The sequence below is a fragment of the Simplicispira lacusdiani genome (genome assembly GCF_003604195.1).
GTDB classification, from domain to species: domain Bacteria; phylum Pseudomonadota; class Gammaproteobacteria; order Burkholderiales; family Burkholderiaceae_C; genus Simplicispira; species Simplicispira lacusdiani.
Window position 1 is genome coordinate 107,950 of the sequence record NZ_QXGR01000009.1, and the last position, 16,808, is coordinate 124,757.

Genomic DNA, 16,808 nt, shown 5'->3' on the forward strand with positions numbered 1-16,808 from the left:
CCGCGAAGTAACGCGTAGCGAGAGAGGGGGGGGAAGGAGCGAAGCGACACAGGGGGTGTTCCGTTTCACGCCAGCGGCTGGCCCAGGCTGCGCAGCACGTCGCGCACCATCTGGGCGCGGGCCTTGGGGTCCGGCAGTTCGCGCTCGATGCGCAGTTTCTCGTTGCCGGCCAGCTTGATGTGCTTGTTCTTCTGGATCAGCCCGATGATGGCCATGGGGTCCACTGGTGGCTGCGGCTTGAAGGTGATGTGGATGACGCCGGGGGCCGCGTCCACCTTCACCACGCCGTAGGGCTGGCTCAGGGTGCGCAGGCGGTGCACGTCGATCAGCGTCTGTGCCTGGACGGGAAGCTTTCCGAAACGGTCCACGATTTCTTCGAGCAGGCTGTCGATCTGGTCGTTGGTGCGGGCCGTGGCCAGCTTCTTGTAGAACGACAGGCGCAGGTGCACGTCGCCGCAGTAGTCGTCGGGCAGCAGGGCAGGGGCGTGCAGGTTGATGTCGGTGGTGACGGACAGCGGAGCGAGCAGGTCGGGCTCCTTGCCGGCCTTGAGGCAGCGCACGGCCTCGGCCAGCATCTCGTTGTAGAGCTGGAAGCCCACCTCCAGCATGTTGCCGCTCTGGTTCTCGCCCAGCACCTCGCCCGCGCCCCGGATCTCCAGGTCGTGCATGGCCAGGTAAAAGCCGCTGCCCAGCTCTTCCATCTGCTGGATGGCTTCGAGCCGCTGCTGGGCCTGCTTGGTCAGGCCTTCGATGTCGGGCACCATCAGGTAGGCGTAGGCCTGGTGGTGGCTGCGGCCCACGCGTCCGCGCAGCTGGTGCAGCTGCGCCAGGCCGAACTTGTCGGCGCGGCTCATGATGATGGTGTTGGCCGTGGGCACGTCGATGCCGGTCTCGATGATGGTCGAGCACAGCAGGATGTTGAAGCGCTGGGCGATGAAGTCACGCATCACGCGCTCCAGCTCGCGCTCGGGCATCTGGCCGTGGGCCACGGCGATGCGCGCTTCGGGCAATATCTCCTCGAGCTTCTGGCGCCGGTTCTCGATGGTTTCGACCTCGTTGTGCAGAAAGTAGCACTGCCCGCCGCGCTTCAATTCGCGCAGCACCGCCTCGCGGATCACGCCCGTGCCCTCGTTGCGCACAAAGGTCTTGATCGCCAGGCGGCGCTGCGGTGCCGTGGCGATCACGCTCAAATCGCGCAGGCCCTCCAGTGCCATACCCAGCGTGCGTGGGATCGGTGTGGCGGTGAGCGTGAGCACGTCCACCTCGGCGCGCAAGGCTTTCATCTGTTCCTTGTGGCGCACGCCAAAGCGGTGTTCCTCGTCGATGATGAGCAGGCCCAGGTTGTGGAACTTGGTGGACTCGGACAGCAGCTTGTGCGTGCCCACCACGATGTCCACCGTGCCGTCGGCAATCCCCTTGATGGCGGCCGTGATTTCTTTGCCCGAGCGGAAGCGCGAGACCTCGGCAATCTTCACCGGCCATTTGCTGAAGCGGTCCACCAGCGTCTGGTAGTGCTGCTCGGCCAGCAGCGTGGTGGGCGCGAGAAAGGCCACCTGCTTGCCGCCCGTGACGGCCACGAAGGCGGCGCGCAGGGCGACTTCGGTCTTGCCGAAGCCCACGTCGCCGCAGACCAGGCGGTCCATGGGGCGCGGCGAAATCATGTCCTGGATGACGGCGTGGATGGCGGCGTTCTGGTCGGCGGTTTCTTCAAAGCCGAAGTCGTTGGCGAACTGCTCGTAGTCCTGTGGGCTGTAGCGGAAGGCATGGCCCTCGCGCGCCGCGCGCCGGGCGTAGATGTTGAGCAGCTCGGCCGCGCTGTCGCGCACCTGTTCGGCGGCCTTGCGCTTGGCCTTTTCCCACTGGCCACTGCCCAGCTTGTGCAGGGGCGCCTCGTCGGCGGAGACGCCGGTGTAGCGGCTGATGAGCTGCAGCTGGCTCACGGGCACGTAGAGCACGGCCTCGCCGGCGTATTCCAGGTGCAGGAATTCCTGCAGCGCGGGCGAACCGTCGGGGTTCTTGTTGCCCACGTCCATGTTCACCAGGCCGCGGTAGCGGCCGATGCCGTGCTGGCTGTGCACCACGGGGTCGCCCACGTTGAGTTCCGAGAGGTCCTTGATGAGTGCCTCGACGTCGCTCACCTGCTCCTGCTTCTTGCGTCGGCGCGTGGTGGGGCCGGCGGCGAACAGCTCCGTCTCGGTGACGAAGTCCAGGCCTTCTTCCATCCACCGGAATCCGGTGGCGAGCGCGGCCGTGGCGATGCCCACCTTCTCGCCACCGTCCTGCTGGAACTCGGCCAGCGAATCGAAGGTCGGCGGGTTGAGCTGCGAGGCGCGCAGGAAGTCGAGCAGGCTCTCGCGCCGGCCATCGCTCTCGGCCAGCAGCAGCACGCGGTGCTGCGTGCTCTGGATGTGCGCGTGCAGGCGGGCCAGCGGGTCCTCGGCGCCGCGCACCACCGACAGGTCGGTGTGTGGCTGGAAATGCGCGTTGTCGGCCACATCCTCCACGCCGGGCCGCAGCGCCAGCTGCGCATGCTCCTTGCAGCGGGTGTAGAACTGGTCGGCGCTCAGGAACAGCGCATCGGGCGGCAGCACCGGGCGTTCGGGGTCGCCCTGCAGCAAGCGGAAGCGCTCGCGCGTGTCTTGCCAGAAGCCCTGGAAGGCAGGCTCCAGGTCGCCGTGCAGCACCACCGTGGCGGCGTCGCCCAGGTAGTCGAACACGGTAGCGGTCTCGTCGAAGAACAGCGGCAGGTAGTACTCGATGCCGGCGGTGGCCACGCCCGCACCCATGTCCTTGTAGATGCGGCTCTTGGTGGGGTCGCCTTCCAGCAGTTCGCGCCAGCGGGCCCGGAAACGCGCGCGCGCCGCCTCGTCCATGGGGAATTCACGCCCGGGCAGCAGGCGCACCTCGGGCACCGGGTAGAGACTGCGCTGGCTGTCGGGGTCGAAGGTGCGGATGGAGTCGATCTCGTCGTCGAACAGGTCCACGCGGTAGGGCTGCAGCGAACCCATGGGGAACAGGTCGATCAGCCCGCCGCGCACCGCGTATTCCCCCGGGCTCACCACCTGCGTCACATGGCTGTAGCCCGCGAGCGTGAGCTGGGCCTTGAGCTTGGCTTCGTCGAGCTTCTGCTTGACCTTGAAATGGAAGGTGTAGCCCGCCAGGAAGGAGGGCGGAGCCAGGCGGTACAGCGCCGTGGTGGCGGGCACCAGCACCACGTCGGCGCCGGTGTCGCGGTCCTTCTGGCTGATGCGCCAGAGTGTGGCCAGGCGCTCGCTGATGAGGTCCTGGTGCGGCGAGAACTGGTCGTAGGGCAGGGTTTCCCAGTCGGGGAACAGCGCGCAGCGCAGATCGGGCGCGAAGAACGCCATCTCGTCGATGAGGCGCTGCGCGTCGGTGGCGTCGGCCGTGATGATGGCGATGGTGCGGTGCGCGGCCTTCTGCTGCTGCCCCAGGCGCGCCAGCAGCAGCGCGTCGGCGCTGCCAGCGGGACGGGGCAGGGTGAAACGTTTGCCGGGGGAGAGTTTGGGTAGATCCATGCGCGGGAAATGCGCCGCGCAGGCATGCGCGGCGAGCCAATGATGCGCCAGCCGGACGCAGCGGGAGGGGGCGATTTTAAAACCTGCCCGGCATTCTGGCTGGCCTGTCACCAGGATCGCTGGCAGGTTCTTAGAATCCCCCCATGACCGAACCCCTGATCCCTCCATTGGCCACGTCCATCGGCGTGTCTCCCTCGGCGCCGGGGGACTTCTGGGCGTTGCTGCCCTGCGCGGGCACGGGTTCGCGCGCCGTGGCGGCCGATGCGCCGGCCGCCCATGCCGGGCTGCCCAAGCAGTACCAGCCGGTGGCGGGCCAGCCCATGGTGCTGCACACGCTGGCGGCCTTCGCCGGTGTGGCGCGCTTGCGTGGGACGCTGGTGGCGGTGGCGCCCGGCGATCATTTTCTCGACGCCTATGCCAACCCCTCCTTTTTCACGGTGGACTGCGGCGGCCCGACGCGCGCCGACACCGTGCTCGGCGGCCTGCGCGCCCTGCAGGAGCGCGGCGCGCGCGAACTCGATTGGGTGCTGGTGCACGATGCCGCGCGCTGCCTGGTGACGCCCGAGCAGATCGACGCGCTCATCGACGCCTGCGCGCACGATGGCGTGGGCGGGCTGCTGGCGCACAAACTGGCCGACACCCTCAAGACGGCCTCGGCCGGGCCGGGGGGCATCCGCGTGGCCTCCACGGTGGACCGTGCCGACAAGTGGCTGGCCCAGACGCCGCAGATGTTCCGCATCGGCCCGCTGCGCAAGGCGCTGGAGCATGTGGGGCCGGTCGTCACGGACGAGGCCAGTGCCATGGAGGCCATGGGCCTGCACCCGCGCCTGGTGCCTGGCAGCGCCCTGAACTTCAAGGTGACCTACCCCGAGGATTTCGCGCTGGCCCAGGCCGTGCTGGCGCAGCGCGGGCATGGCGCCACGCTGGAGCGCTTTGGCGGCGCGCGTGGCCAGGCGGGCACGGCTTCGGGCAAGATTTTCTGACGCAGCAGGGACCACGAACATGAAATTCAGGATTGGCGAAGGCTGGGACGTGCATGCGCTGGTGCCGGGGCGCCGGCTTGTCATCGGCGGGGTGAACATTCCGCACTCCGCAGGCCTGCTGGGGCATTCCGACGCCGACGTGCTGCTGCACGCCATCACCGACGCGCTGCTGGGCGCGGCGGCGCTGGGCGACATCGGCTCGCATTTTCCCGACACCGATGCGCAGTTCCGTGGCGCCGATTCTGTGGCGCTGCTGCAGGAAGCGGCGCGCCGCGTGCGCGCGCATGGCCATGAGATCGGCAACATCGACAGCACCGTGGTGGCGCAGGCACCACGCCTGGTAGCGCACATTCCGGCCATGCGCGAGCGCATCGCCAGCGCCTTGGGGCTGGCGCAGGACCAGGTGAACGTGAAGGCCAAGACGGCCGAGCGCATGGGCCCGGTGGGCCAGTGCCTGGCCATCGAGGCCCGGGCCGTGGCCCTGCTCCTGAGGGTCTGATTCCGACCGAATCGTCCGGCTGCGTATCGCCACGGCGTTTGCAACGGGCGCGGCCCAGTCCAGCGGCCACCGCGCAAGGGCCGCCCCGCCACGTCACAGGGGGATGTCAGCCCTTCTTTTGCGGCAGGTTGCGCTTGACCTGCGGGCGCTGCAGGCGCTGCTGCGGGTCGGTGCCGGCGGGCTGGTCGCTGGCGCGTTGCAGTTGCACATGGGCCACCAGGCCGCCCGAGGTGGAGTTGGCCAGGGCGAAGATGCCGCCCATGCGCTGGATGGTCTTGTCCACGATGGACAGGCCCAAACCGGCGCCGGCTGCGGCCGTGCGCGCCGCGTCGCCCCGGAAGAAAGGCTTGGTCAGGTTGGCCAGTTGCTCGGGCGAGACGCCGGGGCCATGGTCGCGCAGCTTGATCAGCACCCAGTCCTCGCGGCCCTTGGCGGCGATGTCCACCCGTGTCACGCCGGTTTCGGGCGACTTTCCGTAGCGGCGCGCGTTCTCCAGCAGGTTGGACAGGATGCGCGCCAGTTCGACCTCGTCGGCCAGCACGTTCAGGTCCTCGGGAATGGAGGTGTGGATCTGCAACTCGCGGTGGTCCTGCACCGCGTAGACGCAGGACGACACCACGGCATGCAGGTTCACCGGCGTGAGCGTGACATGGTCGGGCCGCGCGTAGTCGAGGAACTTGTCGATGGTGGCGTCGAGCTGCACGATGTCGGCCACCATGTGTTCGCGCGCCACATCGTCCTCCACGCTCATCTCGGTTTCCAGGCGCAGGCGCGCCAGCGGCGTGCGCAGGTCGTGCGAGATGCCGGCGAGCATGACGGCGCGGTCCTGCTCCAGCTTGGCGAGCTTCTGGGCCATGCGGTTGAAGCCGATGTTGACCTCGCGGATCTCGCTGGTCACGGCCTCCTCGTCGAGGTGGCTGGCGGCGAAGTCACCGTCGCGCACGCGGTTGGCGGCATAGGACAGCTGCTGCAGCGGCTGGTTGATGAGCCGAGCGATCACGGCGGCACCCGCGAGCGACAGCGCCGCCGCAGTGATCAGCCAGATCATCCAGGTCTTGCCACCCGCCGGGCTGAAACGCGAGCGGTCCATGAGCAGCCAGTTGGGGTCGCCATTGATGGTGAAGCCCACCCACAGGCCTTTTTCGCCGTTGACGCTTTGCGCGACGATGGTGTCCGGCCCCAGGCGGCGCGTGAGTTCCTCGGTCAGGCGCTGGCCGAGGGTGGAGGGGTCGAGGTCCTCGAACCGGTCGCCCGGTTCGCGCGGCAGGATGCGCACGCCCTCCTGGTCGGCCATGGTCTTGATGAGCGAGACGCGCGCGATCGCGTCGGCGTGCACCAGCGCCGCGCGGCTGAGGTTGACGAGCGAGGCGATTTGCTGGGCCGTGTGCAGCGTGCGCGGCTCGAATTCGAGCGCGCGCAAGGTCTGCAGCCAGGCCAGGATGCTTCCCACCAGCAGCACGCCGAGCAGGAAGAAGGTGCGCCAGAACAGGCTCAGCCCGACCCGCTTGCGCGGCTCGCGCCGGCGCTCGTGCGTTTCGAGCGGGGCGGGGCTGGTGGCCTCGCCGTCGAGATGGCGTGAAGACCGGGAGGACTTCATGGATCGGTCAACGTGCGGGCGCTCAGCTCGTGCCGTCCGGCACGAACACGTAGCCCACGCCCCATACCGTCTGGATGTAGCGTGGCGCGGCGGCATCTTCCTCGATGAGCTTGCGCAGGCGCGAGACCTGCACGTCCAGGCTGCGGTCGAAGGGCTCGAACTCGCGGCCGCGCGCCAGCAGGGCCAGCTTCTCGCGCGACAGTGGCTGGCGCGGGTGGCGCACCAGGGCCTTGAGCATGGCGAATTCGCCCGTGGTCAGCGGCAGCTCCTCGCCGTTTTTCTGCAGGGCGCGCGTGCCCATGTCGAAGGTGAAGGGGCCGAAGGTGACGACCTCGTTGTCGCCCGAGGGCGCGCCCGGGGCCTCTTGCGGCGGGCGGCGGCGCAGCACGGCGTGGATGCGGGCGAGCAGCTCGCGCGGGTTGAAGGGCTTGCCGAGGTAGTCGTCGGCGCCCACCTCCAGGCCGACGATGCGGTCCACGTCCTCGCCCTTGGCCGTGAGCATGACGATGGGCGTGCGGTCGTTGGCGGCGCGCAGGCGGCGGCAGATCGAGAGGCCGTCCTCGCCCGGCATCATGAGGTCGAGCACGATGAGGTCCACCGTGTCGCGCAGCAGGATGCGGTTGAGCGCCTTGCCGTCCTCGGCCAGGACGACTTCCAGGCCTTCCTGGGTCAGGTAGCGGCGCAGCAGATCGCGGATGCGGGCGTCGTCGTCCACCACCAGGATCTTGTCGGTACGGGTGCTTGTCGTGGCCATGTCTTACCTCGGTCCAATTTGTAACAGCGGCCATTGTTACAAGTTTGGGCGCGAAAAACCGGGGTGCGGACGGCGATCTGACCAACGGTTACAAGTTTTGCCGGCTGCGCACAGACATTTTCGGATTGGCGGAGTTGGCTGACACGGCGGTCCGCGCAATGCCGTTATGGTGGTTCGCCGCCATGGCGTGTGACACAGGTTGAATGCATGAAAAACACTATGAAATTAATAGCTGCTTGCGCTTTATTCATGGGCTCAGGAGCCGTTTTCTCTCAAATACCGCAGGCCGCGGCTCCGCAGAATGTGGTCCAGTTGTCGGCCGTGGGGGCTGTCGAGGTGCAGCAGGACCAGCTGGTGCTCACGCTCGGCACCACGCGCGATGGCAAGGACGCCGCCGCCGTGCAGGCGCAATTGCGCCAAGCCCTCGATGCCGCGGTGCTGGAGGCGCGGCGCCAGGCGGAGCCGGGGAAGATGGATGTGCGCACCGGCCAGTTCAGCCTGTACCCGCGCCACGGGCAGAGCGGGCAGATCACGGGCTGGCAGGGCAGCGCCGAACTGGTGCTTGAAGGGCGCGATTTCACGCGCATCACCGGCACGGCGGCGCGCGTCACGACCCTGGCGATCACCCAGGTGGGCTTTGGCCTGAGCCGGGGCGAACGCTCGCGCGCCGAGCGCGAAGCTCAGGCGCAGGCCATCGGCAACTTCCGGGGGCAGGCGTCCGATCTGGCCCAGGCTTTCGGTTTTTCAGGCTACACCTTGCGCGAGGTGGCGGTGAACAGCCAGGGCCACATGCCGGTTCCGCGTCCGCTGGCCATGCGCGCCATGGCCAAGTCGGCCATGCAGGATGCGCCCATCGCCGTGGAGCCCGGCAGGAGCACGGTGGAGGTGACCGTGTCGGGTTCGGTGCAGATGCACTGAGTCGTGAATAAAAAAGGCCTGTAGCGCTTGTGTGGCAAGCGCTATAAGCTATTGAATCAATAGCAAAAGGTTCACTGCGCGGCCCAGCCGCCGTCCATGTTCCAGGCCACGCCGCGCACGTTGTTGGCGGCGCTGGAGCAGAAGAACACGGCCAGTTCGCCCAGCTCTTCGGGTGTGGTGAATTGCTGGGAGGGCTCCTTCTCGCCCAGCAGCAGCTTTTTCGCTTCCTCGTTTGAGATGCCCAGCGCGGCGGCCTTGGCGTCCACCTGCTTTTGCACCAGGGGCGTGAGCACCCAGCCGGGGCAGATGGCGTTGCAGGTCACACCCGTGGTGGCGGTCTCCAGCGCGGTGACCTTGGTCAGGCCGACGATGCCGTGCTTGGCCGCCACGTAGGCCGACTTCTGCGCCGAGGCCACCAGGCCGTGCACCGAGGCCACGTTGATGATGCGGCCCCAGTTGGCGGCCTTCATGGCGGGCAGCGCCAGGCGCGTGGTGTGAAAGGCGCTGGTGAGGTTGATGGCGATGATGGCGTCCCAGCGCTCGGCCGGGAAGTCCTCGATGTTGGCCACATGCTGGATGCCGGCGTTGTTGACCAGGATGTCCACGCCGCCGAAGTCCTTGGCGGCGAAGGCCATCATGTCCTCGATGTCGGCGGCGCGGCCCATGTCGGCGCCGTGGTAGGCCACGCGGACGCCGGCGTGCGCACCCGCGGCCAGCACTTCGGCGCGCGGGCCTTCCGCATCGCCGAAACCGTTGAGCACGACGTTCGCCCCCTGCCGCGCCAGGCTTTTGGCGATCCCCAGGCCAATGCCGCTGGTGGAGCCGGTGACGAGGGCGGTCTTGCCTTTGAGCATGGATCAATCTCCGAATGAATTACGATGCAATGAAAGAATTATCGAGCAGCGCTTTTGGGATTCGCATCCATGATTGAACCTAGGCTGAACTACGTATCCTGCCCTGGCCCGGCAGCCCATCCGCAAGCGGACACTGCGGCGCAAGAGCACCGCATGGCCTGGTGGGAATGGAATGCGACCGGCGACCCGCACCATCCGCATGTGGTGGTGTGCGTGCATGGCCTCTCGCGCCAGGGGCGCGACTTCGACACGCTGGCCCGGGCCCTGTGCGGCAAGGTGCGCGTGGTGTGCCCTGATGTCGTGGGGCGCGGCGAAAGCGACCGCCTGGCCGATCCCATGGCCTATCAGCTCGGCCAGTACGCCGCCGACATGCTGACCCTGCTGGCGCACCTGCACCGCCAGGCGCCGCTGCGGACCATCGACTGGGTGGGCACCAGCATGGGTGGGCTGATCGGCATGGCCGTGTGCGGCCAGCCGGGGCTGCCGCTGCCTGTGCCGGTGCGCCGCCTGGTGCTCAACGACGTGGGGCCGGTGATCGAATGGCAGGCGCTGCAGCGCATCGGCCAGTACCTGGGCCAGAGCGTGCGCTTCGATTCGCTGCAGCAGGCGGCCGATGTGTTGTGGAGCCTTTCCACCACCTTCGGACCGCACACGCCCGAGCAGTGGCTGGAGCTGACGCGGCCCATGGTGCGTGCATTGCCCGAGGGCGGCTTTGGCCTCCACTACGACCCGGCCATCGCCGTGCCGTTCCGTGCGCTGACGCAGGAGGCCGCCGCAGCGGGCGAGGCCGCGCTGTGGCAGCTCTATGACCACATCCAGGCGCGCACGCTGCTGTTGCGCGGCGCGCAGTCCGATCTGCTGTCGCCGCAGACGGCGCGGGCCATGGGTGAGCGCGGGCCGAAGGCGCGGCTGGTGGAGTTCGACGGCGTGGGCCATGCGCCCACCCTGGTCGCGGCGGACCAGGTGGCCGCCGTGGCGGGCTTTCTTCTTCTGGACGACGACAGCAAGGGGCCGGCATGAAAACCCCTAGCGCGCGTCCGGAGGCCACGCCCACCGGCGCGCATGGCGCAGAACCCGTGCCGCAGCTCATCGCGGCCACCTCGGCCACCCTGCCCGAGCAGGTGGACGCCCTGGCGCGGGCGCGTAATTTCGCCGAGCCCCTGATCGCGGGCGAGCAGCTTGATTCGGGCGAGAACACCCTGGCCCACGCCGATGCGGTGGCCGCCATCCTCAAGGCCATTGGCGGCTCCGAGGCCATGCAGGCGGCCTGCTATCTGGTACACGCCTGCGAGCACCTGAACAAGCCGCAGGAGGTGATCGCCAAGGCCTTCGGCGAGAACTTCGCCACGCTGGCCGTGGAGACCACGCAGCTCATGCGCGTGCAGTACCAGGCGCGCGTGGCGCAGGCCTCCGGGCAACTGGTGGACGACCCCGCGGTGCAGACCGAGAACGTGCGCAAGATGCTGCTGGCCTTCTCGCGCGACCTGCGCGTGGTCATGCTGCGCCTGGCCTCGCGCCTGCAGACGCTGCGCTACTACGCGGCGAGCAAGCGCCCCGTCTCGCCGGGCATCGCGCGCGAGGCACTCCATGTGTTCGCACCGCTGGCCAACCGCCTGGGCATCTGGCAGATCAAATGGGAGATGGAAGACCTGGCCTTCCGTTTCCTGGAGCCCGAGACCTACAAGGAGGTGGCGCGCCTGCTCGACGAGAAACGTGGCGAGCGCGAGGTCAACATGGCGCAACTGCGCGAGCGCGTGGAAACGCAGTTGCGCGCGCACAGCATCAGCGCCTCGGTGACGGGCCGGCCCAAGCACATCTACAGCATCGTCAAGAAGATGCGCGGCAAGTCGCTCAACTTCGACCAGGTGTTCGACATCCGCGCGCTGCGCGTCATCGTCCCCACGGTGAAGGACTGCTACTCGGCGCTGAGCTGGGTGCACGCGCAGTTCACGCCCATGGTGGAGGAGTTCGACGACTACATCGCCAAGCCCAAGCCCAACGGCTACCAGTCGCTGCACACCATCGTGCGCGATGAATCGGGGCGCCCCGTCGAGATCCAGATCCGCACGCAGGCCATGCACGACCACGCCGAGCACGGCGTGGCCGCGCACTGGGCCTACAAGGAAGCGGGCCACAAAGGCTATGCGGGCGTATCGGCCAGCGGCGACTACGACGCCAAGATCGCCGTGCTGCGCCAGCTCCTGGCATGGGAGCGCGACCTGGCGGGCACGCCACAGCATGCGGGGCTGTTCGAGGATCGTATCTACGTGCTCACGCCCAACGCGGCCATCGTCGAGCTGCCCCAGGGCGCCACGCCGGTCGACTTCGCCTACGCCGTGCACACCAACGTGGGCCACCGCTGCCGGGGCGCGCGCGTCGACGGCGTGATGGTGCCGCTCAACACCCAGCTGCAGAACGGCCAGACGGTGGAGATCACCACAGCCAAGGAAGGCGGCCCGTCGCGCGACTGGCTCAATGCCGAGCTGGGCTACCTCAACAGCCACCGCGCCCGCGCCAAGGCGCGCGCCTGGTTCAATGCGCTGGCGCTGCACGAAACCGTGGCGCGCGGGCGCGAGGCGGTCGAGAAGCTCCTGCAGCGCGAGGGCAAGACCGCGATGCGGCTCGACGACCTGGCCGGCCAGCTCGGCTTCAAGTCGGCCGATGCGCTGTTCGAGGTGGTGGGCAAGGACGAGTTCTCACTGCGCAACATCGAGGTGCTGCTGCGCCCGCCCGAACCCCAGTTGCAGCCCGACGACTACCTGCTGCTGAAAAAAGCGCGCGTGCCCGACAAGAAGACCCCCAAGGGGGGCGTGCTGGTGGTGGGCGTCGATTCGCTGATGACGCAGCTGGCCAAGTGCTGCAAGCCGGCGCCCCCGGACGACATCCGGGGCTTCGTCACGCGCGGCAAGGGAGTCAGCATCCACCGCGCGGACTGCAGCAACTTCCGGGAGATGTCGGCGCGCAACGCCGAGCGCGTGATCGACGTGGAGTGGGGCGCCTCCAAGGCGGCGGCCACGGCATCGGTGTATCCGGTGGACGTGGCCATCGAGGCGGCCGACCGCCAGGGCCTGCTGCGCGACATCTCGGAAGTGTTCGCCAAGGAGAAGATGAACGTCATCGGCGTGCAGACGCAGTCCGTCAAGGGCACGGCGTGGATGACCTTCACCGTGGAGGTGGCCGATTCCGGGCGCCTGGGCAAGGTGCTGGGCATCGTGGCATCGGTGCCCGGCGTGCGCTGGGCGCGCCGGCGCTGAGCCGGCTTGGCGCACTTTTTTGCAATGAAGCCAGAACCGCCGTTTTTTGCTGCTACAATCTCATCTCTCGAATACACACAGGCGCGTAGCTCAGCTGGTTAGAGCACCACCTTGACATGGTGGGGGTCGTTGGTTCGAGTCCAATCGCGCCTACCAACTAACCATTGGTAATCCAAAAGGGCCTGCAGCACTGCAGGCCCTTTTTCTTTTGCCGGATCGATGGCCCGCCGCCTTGGCCACGGCAGGCCGGCGATGTCCCGGGGCCGCTCGGCTATGCCCCCACCTTGAACTGCGCCACCGTCTGGGCCAGGTGCTCGGCCTGGTCCTTGAGGCTGGAGGCGGCGGCCGCGCTTTCCTCGACCAGTGCGGCGTTCTGCTGGGTCATCTGGTCCAGGTTGTTGATGGCCGCGCCCACCTGGGCGATGCCGGCGCGCTGTTCGGTGGCGGCGGTGGAGATTTCCTGCATCAGCTGCGCCACGCGGCCCACGTTGGCCACGATCTCCTGCATCGATTGCCCGGCATCGTTCACCAGGCCCGAGCCGGCCTCCACGGCCGACACCGAGTTCCCGATCAGTGCCTTGATCTCCTTGGCCGCCTCGGCCGAGCGCTGCGCGAGCGTGCGCACCTCGCCCGCCACCACCGCGAAACCCCGGCCCTGGTCGCCGGCGCGCGCGGCCTCCACGGCGGCGTTGAGCGCCAGGATGTTGGTCTGGAAGGCGATGCCATCGATCACCGAGATGATGTCGTTGATCTTGCGCGAGCTGTGCGTGATCTCTTCCATGCTCTGCACCACCTTGGCCACCACGTCGCCACCGCGTTGGGCGGACTTGGCCGCCGTGGCGGCGATCTGGTTGGCCTCGCTGGCGGTCTGCGCGGCCTGGCCGACGGCGCTGGTCATCTGCTCCATGGACGAGGCGGTTTCCTGCAGGCTGGAGGCGGTCTGCTCGGTGCGCGCCGAGAGATCGTGGTTGCCCGTGGCGATCTCCTCCGAGGCCAGGTGCACCGAGGCGCTGGTGTTGCGGATGTCGACCAGGGTCAGCCGGATCTTCTCGACGAAATGGTTGAAGGCGTCGGCGATGCGTGCCAGCTCGTCCTTGCCATCGATGCGCAACTGGTGCGTCAGGTCGCCATCGCCCGAGGCCACGTCCTGCATGGCGCGTTCCAGCCGGCCCAGGCCAGCCATCGAGCGCGCCACGACGGCCGCCGCCACGAGCACGCTGAGGCCGGCCACCACGAGCCCGCCGATGATGGAGTTGAGCAGCAGTTGCGTGACGCCGGCCAGGGCCTCGCCGCGGTGCAGCGAGACCACGAGCACCCAGTCGGTCCCCGCGATGGGCCGGCCCAGCAGAAGGCGGGGCACGCCGTTGACCGATACCCGGGCCAGCGTCGGGGCATCGACCATGGCGCCGATGGCCGTGGGCGTGAGCTCCGGCGAGAGCGCCACCGCTTCCTTGAGCACGAGGTCGAGGTTCTTGTGCACCAGCACCTTGCCGGCGCGCGAGACCACGAAGGCGTCGCTCGACGGGGTCGGGTTGATGGCCGTCACGCTGTTGGCCACCGCATCCATGAACACGTCGGCGGCGGCCACGGCCGTGGTCTGGCCGCCGTCCTTGACGGCCAGCGCGAAGGTCATCACCAGCTTCTTGCTGCCGGCGTCCACATAGGGCTCGGTCAGCGCCACGCCCTGCGTGGCCTCGGCCTGCTTGTACCAGGGCCGCGCGGTCGGGTCCCAGTCGGCCGGCAGGTTCTGCGGGGTCGAGAAGAGAGCGGTCTTGTTGGCGTAGCCGATATAGGTGGTGTCGAAGCCGCCGCTCTTGACGCCTTGGGTCAGGGCGGGCAGCGGCTCGCTCAGGCGTGTGGCCGGCTCCAGCGACTGCACCACCGCCGATCGGGTCTTGACCCATTCGGCGATGCCGTCGGCCCGGGCCTTGGCCAGGCCGGCGGTGCTCTCGGTCAAGGTGGCCATGGCCGAGGAGCGGACGGTGAAGAAGTTGAATGTTGAAACGGCTGCGACGCCGAGTACGACCAGCGCTGCCGTGGTGATGGTGAGCCGGAGCTTGAGCGAGAGATTGGAAAACAGTGACATGACAGGACTCCCAGGTGGGGTGTTTGCACATGTGCCCCTGTTTGTTTTTGACAGGGCCAAGGGGATCTGGGGAGAGGGGGATTCCCTGATGCTACTGCTGAACCGCCGGTTTGTTGCAAATTGTTTACACCGCGCGGCCCGCACGACCGGGGCCATGGGCGGCGCGCACGCTGTCAGGGTATTCCTGCGCTAGGCAAACGATATGTGCTCCTAGAATCTGTTGCAGTGCAATACATGGGCGTGAGGGCCCGAGGAGTCCGCAGTGCAAGAAAAAAATGCCGTGCCAGGTGCCAAGCAGGTTCCGCGGGTCATCAAGAAGTACCCCAACCGGCGTCTCTATGACACCAACACGTCCACCTACATCACGCTGGCCGAGGTCAAGCAGTTGGTGATGGCGAGCGAGAGCATCGTCGTGCGCGATGCCAAAACGGGCGAGGACATCACGCGCAGCATCCTGCTGCAGATCATCCTGGAGGAGGAGGCCGGCGGCGCACCCATGTTCTCCGAGGCCGTGCTGGCCAACATCATCCGCTTCTATGGCCATGCCATGCAGGGCTTCATGGGCAGCTACCTGGAAAAGAACGTGCAGATGTTCACCGACATGCAGGCGCGCCTGGCCGAGCAGTCGCAGGGCATGACGCCCGAGGCCTGGGCCAAGTTTATGGGCGCGCAGTCGCCCATGGTGCAGGGCCTGATGGGCAATTACACCGAGCAGTCGCGCACCATGTTCACGCAGATGCAGGAGCAGATGCAGAAGCAGACCGAGCAGATGCTCGGCGCCTTCGGCCTCAAGCGCTGACCCGGGCAGGGCACCTGCCTGGCCCTGCCTGCGGGCGGCCTTTGGGCGGCGGCGCGCCGTGCTGGCCCAATGCTGGGACAATACGGGGATGACAGAAGCTCCATCCCCCGCGAAGATTCCCAAGGTCGGGTTCGTCAGCCTTGGCTGCCCGAAGAACCTGACCGATTCCGAACTCATCCTCACGCAGCTCAGCGCCGAGGGCTACCAGACCGCCAAGACCTTCGAGGGCGCGGACCTGGTCATCGTCAACACCTGCGGCTTCATCGACGACGCCGTCAAGGAAAGCCTGGACACCATTGGCGACGCCCTGGCCGAGAACGGCAAGGTCATCGTCACCGGCTGCCTGGGCGCGCGCTCGGGCGACGGCGGTGGCAATTTCGTGCAGCAGATGCACCCCAGCGTGCTGGCCGTGACCGGCCCGCAGGCCACGCAGGACGTGATGGACGCCGTGCACCGCAATCTGCCCAAGCCGCACGACCCTTTCATCGACCTGGTGCCTGGCGCCTTCGGCGAGGCGGGCATCAAGCTCACGCCGCGCCACTACGCCTACCTCAAGATCAGCGAGGGCTGCAACCACCGCTGCACCTTCTGCATCATCCCCTCGATGCGCGGCGACCTCGTGTCGCGCCCCATCGGCGATGTGCTGAAAGAGGCCAAGGCCTTGTTCGAGGGTGGCGTGAAAGAGCTGCTGGTCATCAGCCAGGACACCTCGGCCTACGGCGTGGATGTGAAGTACCGCACCGGCTTCTGGGACGGCAAGCCCGTCAAGACGCGCCTGCTGGAGCTGGTGCAGTCCCTGGGTGCCATGGCCGCGCCCTACGGTGCCTGGGTGCGCCTGCACTACGTGTACCCCTACCCGAGCGTGGACGAGATCATTCCGCTGATGGCCGAGGGCCTGGTGTTGCCTTACCTGGACGTGCCCTTCCAGCACAGCCACCCCGATGTGCTCAAGCGCATGAAGCGCCCGGCCAGCGGCGAGAAGAATCTGGAGCGCATCCAGCGCTGGCGCGAGGCCTGCCCCGACATCGTGATCCGCAGCACCTTCATCGCCGGCTTCCCCGGCGAAACGGAAGAGGAATTCCAGCACCTGCTCGACTTCATGCGCGAGGCGCAGATCGACCGCGCCGGCTGCTTTGCTTACAGCGACGTCACCGGCGCCGAGGCCAACAACCTGCCCGGCATGCTGCCGCTGGAGGAGCGCGAGGCGCGCCGCGCGCGCTTCATGGCCGTGGCCGAGGAAGTGTCGGTGGCCAAGCTGCAGCGCCGCGTGGGCGCGACCATGCAGGTGCTGGTGGACCACGCGCCTGCCATGGGCCGCAAGGGCGGCGTGGGCCGCAGCTATGCCGATGCGCCCGAGATCGACGGCAACGTGCACCTGCTGCCGCCCGAGAAGATCAGCAAGCAGCTCAAGGTGGGCGAATTCACCAAGGCGCGCATCGTTGCCGTGCAGGGCCACGATCTGGTGGCGCAGCCCATTTGACGCTATTGAATTGATAGCTTATGGCGCCCGCTGGACGGGCGCCATAGC

At 67.8% G+C, this 16,808-nt stretch carries 12 protein-coding genes and 1 tRNA gene; 8 read left to right on the forward strand and 5 right to left on the reverse strand.

The window, feature by feature from the left end; all coding sequences use genetic code 11:
- Positions 1 to 65 precede the first annotated feature (65 nt).
- A complete protein-coding gene (gene mfd / locus D8S75_RS13550; RefSeq protein WP_119966881.1) occupies positions 66 to 3,536 on the reverse strand; it encodes a transcription-repair coupling factor in 3,471 nt (1,156 codons plus the stop codon).
- Positions 3,537 to 3,679: 143 nt separating this feature from the next.
- Between mfd and ispD the strand changes: the two genes are divergently transcribed.
- Together ispD and ispF are read left to right on the forward strand one after the other, a co-directional pair.
- Positions 3,680 to 4,519 (forward strand): 2-C-methyl-D-erythritol 4-phosphate cytidylyltransferase, encoded by an 840-nt coding sequence (gene ispD / locus D8S75_RS13555; RefSeq protein ID WP_119966882.1) that lies wholly within the window; start codon positions 3,680 to 3,682, stop codon positions 4,517 to 4,519.
- 19 nt (positions 4,520 to 4,538) lie between these two features.
- Positions 4,539 to 5,018 (forward strand): 2-C-methyl-D-erythritol 2,4-cyclodiphosphate synthase, encoded by a 480-nt coding sequence (gene ispF, locus D8S75_RS13560; protein ID WP_119966883.1) that lies wholly within the window; start codon positions 4,539 to 4,541, stop codon positions 5,016 to 5,018.
- Positions 5,019 to 5,124: 106 nt separating this feature from the next.
- Here the strand turns inward: ispF and D8S75_RS13565 are convergent, their stop codons facing one another.
- Positions 5,125 to 6,615: an ATP-binding protein gene (locus tag D8S75_RS13565; protein ID WP_119966884.1), complete on the reverse strand. Its 1,491-nt coding sequence runs from the start codon at positions 6,613 to 6,615 to the stop codon at positions 5,125 to 5,127.
- Between the two features lie 22 nt (positions 6,616 to 6,637).
- Entirely contained in the window at positions 6,638 to 7,369 is a 732-nt protein-coding gene (gene ompR, locus D8S75_RS13570; protein WP_119966885.1) for an osmolarity response regulator transcription factor OmpR, read from the reverse strand.
- 207 nt (positions 7,370 to 7,576) lie between these two features.
- Between ompR and D8S75_RS13575 the strand changes: the two genes are divergently transcribed.
- Entirely contained in the window at positions 7,577 to 8,287 is a 711-nt protein-coding gene (locus tag D8S75_RS13575) for an SIMPL domain-containing protein (RefSeq protein WP_119966886.1), read from the forward strand.
- Positions 8,288 to 8,358: 71 nt separating this feature from the next.
- Here the strand turns inward: D8S75_RS13575 and D8S75_RS13580 are convergent, their stop codons facing one another.
- Complete coding sequence (locus tag D8S75_RS13580) at positions 8,359 to 9,141, reverse strand: 3-hydroxybutyrate dehydrogenase (RefSeq protein WP_119966887.1); 783 nt, start codon at positions 9,139 to 9,141, stop codon at positions 8,359 to 8,361.
- 69 nt (positions 9,142 to 9,210) lie between these two features.
- On the opposite strand from D8S75_RS13580, the gene D8S75_RS13585 reads away from it, so the two are divergent.
- The 3 genes from D8S75_RS13585 to D8S75_RS13595 all read left to right on the forward strand — a co-directional run bounded on the left by D8S75_RS13585 (position 9,211) and on the right by D8S75_RS13595 (position 12,551).
- Positions 9,211 to 10,161 (forward strand): alpha/beta fold hydrolase, encoded by a 951-nt coding sequence (locus tag D8S75_RS13585; RefSeq protein WP_119966888.1) that lies wholly within the window; start codon positions 9,211 to 9,213, stop codon positions 10,159 to 10,161.
- Complete coding sequence (locus D8S75_RS13590; RefSeq protein WP_119966889.1) at positions 10,158 to 12,395, forward strand: RelA/SpoT family protein; 2,238 nt, start codon at positions 10,158 to 10,160, stop codon at positions 12,393 to 12,395. Before D8S75_RS13585 ends, D8S75_RS13590 begins: the two co-directional genes overlap by 4 nt.
- Positions 12,396 to 12,474: 79 nt before the next feature.
- Positions 12,475 to 12,551: transfer RNA gene (locus tag D8S75_RS13595), tRNA-Val, on the forward strand.
- A gap of 115 nt (positions 12,552 to 12,666) precedes the next feature.
- Here the strand turns inward: D8S75_RS13595 and D8S75_RS17875 are convergent.
- The gene (locus D8S75_RS17875) at positions 12,667 to 14,481 is read right to left on the reverse strand and encodes a methyl-accepting chemotaxis protein (protein WP_119966890.1); all 1,815 of its coding nucleotides are present in this window, start codon (positions 14,479 to 14,481) and stop codon (positions 12,667 to 12,669) included.
- A gap of 262 nt (positions 14,482 to 14,743) precedes the next feature.
- On the opposite strand from D8S75_RS17875, the gene phaR reads away from it, so the two are divergent.
- Positions 14,744 to 15,280: a polyhydroxyalkanoate synthesis repressor PhaR gene (gene phaR, locus D8S75_RS13610; protein ID WP_119966892.1), complete on the forward strand. Its 537-nt coding sequence runs from the start codon at positions 14,744 to 14,746 to the stop codon at positions 15,278 to 15,280.
- Positions 15,281 to 15,368: 88 nt separating this feature from the next.
- The gene (rimO, locus tag D8S75_RS13615; RefSeq protein WP_119966893.1) at positions 15,369 to 16,760 is read left to right on the forward strand and encodes a 30S ribosomal protein S12 methylthiotransferase RimO; all 1,392 of its coding nucleotides are present in this window, start codon (positions 15,369 to 15,371) and stop codon (positions 16,758 to 16,760) included.
- Positions 16,761 to 16,808 lie beyond the last annotated feature (48 nt).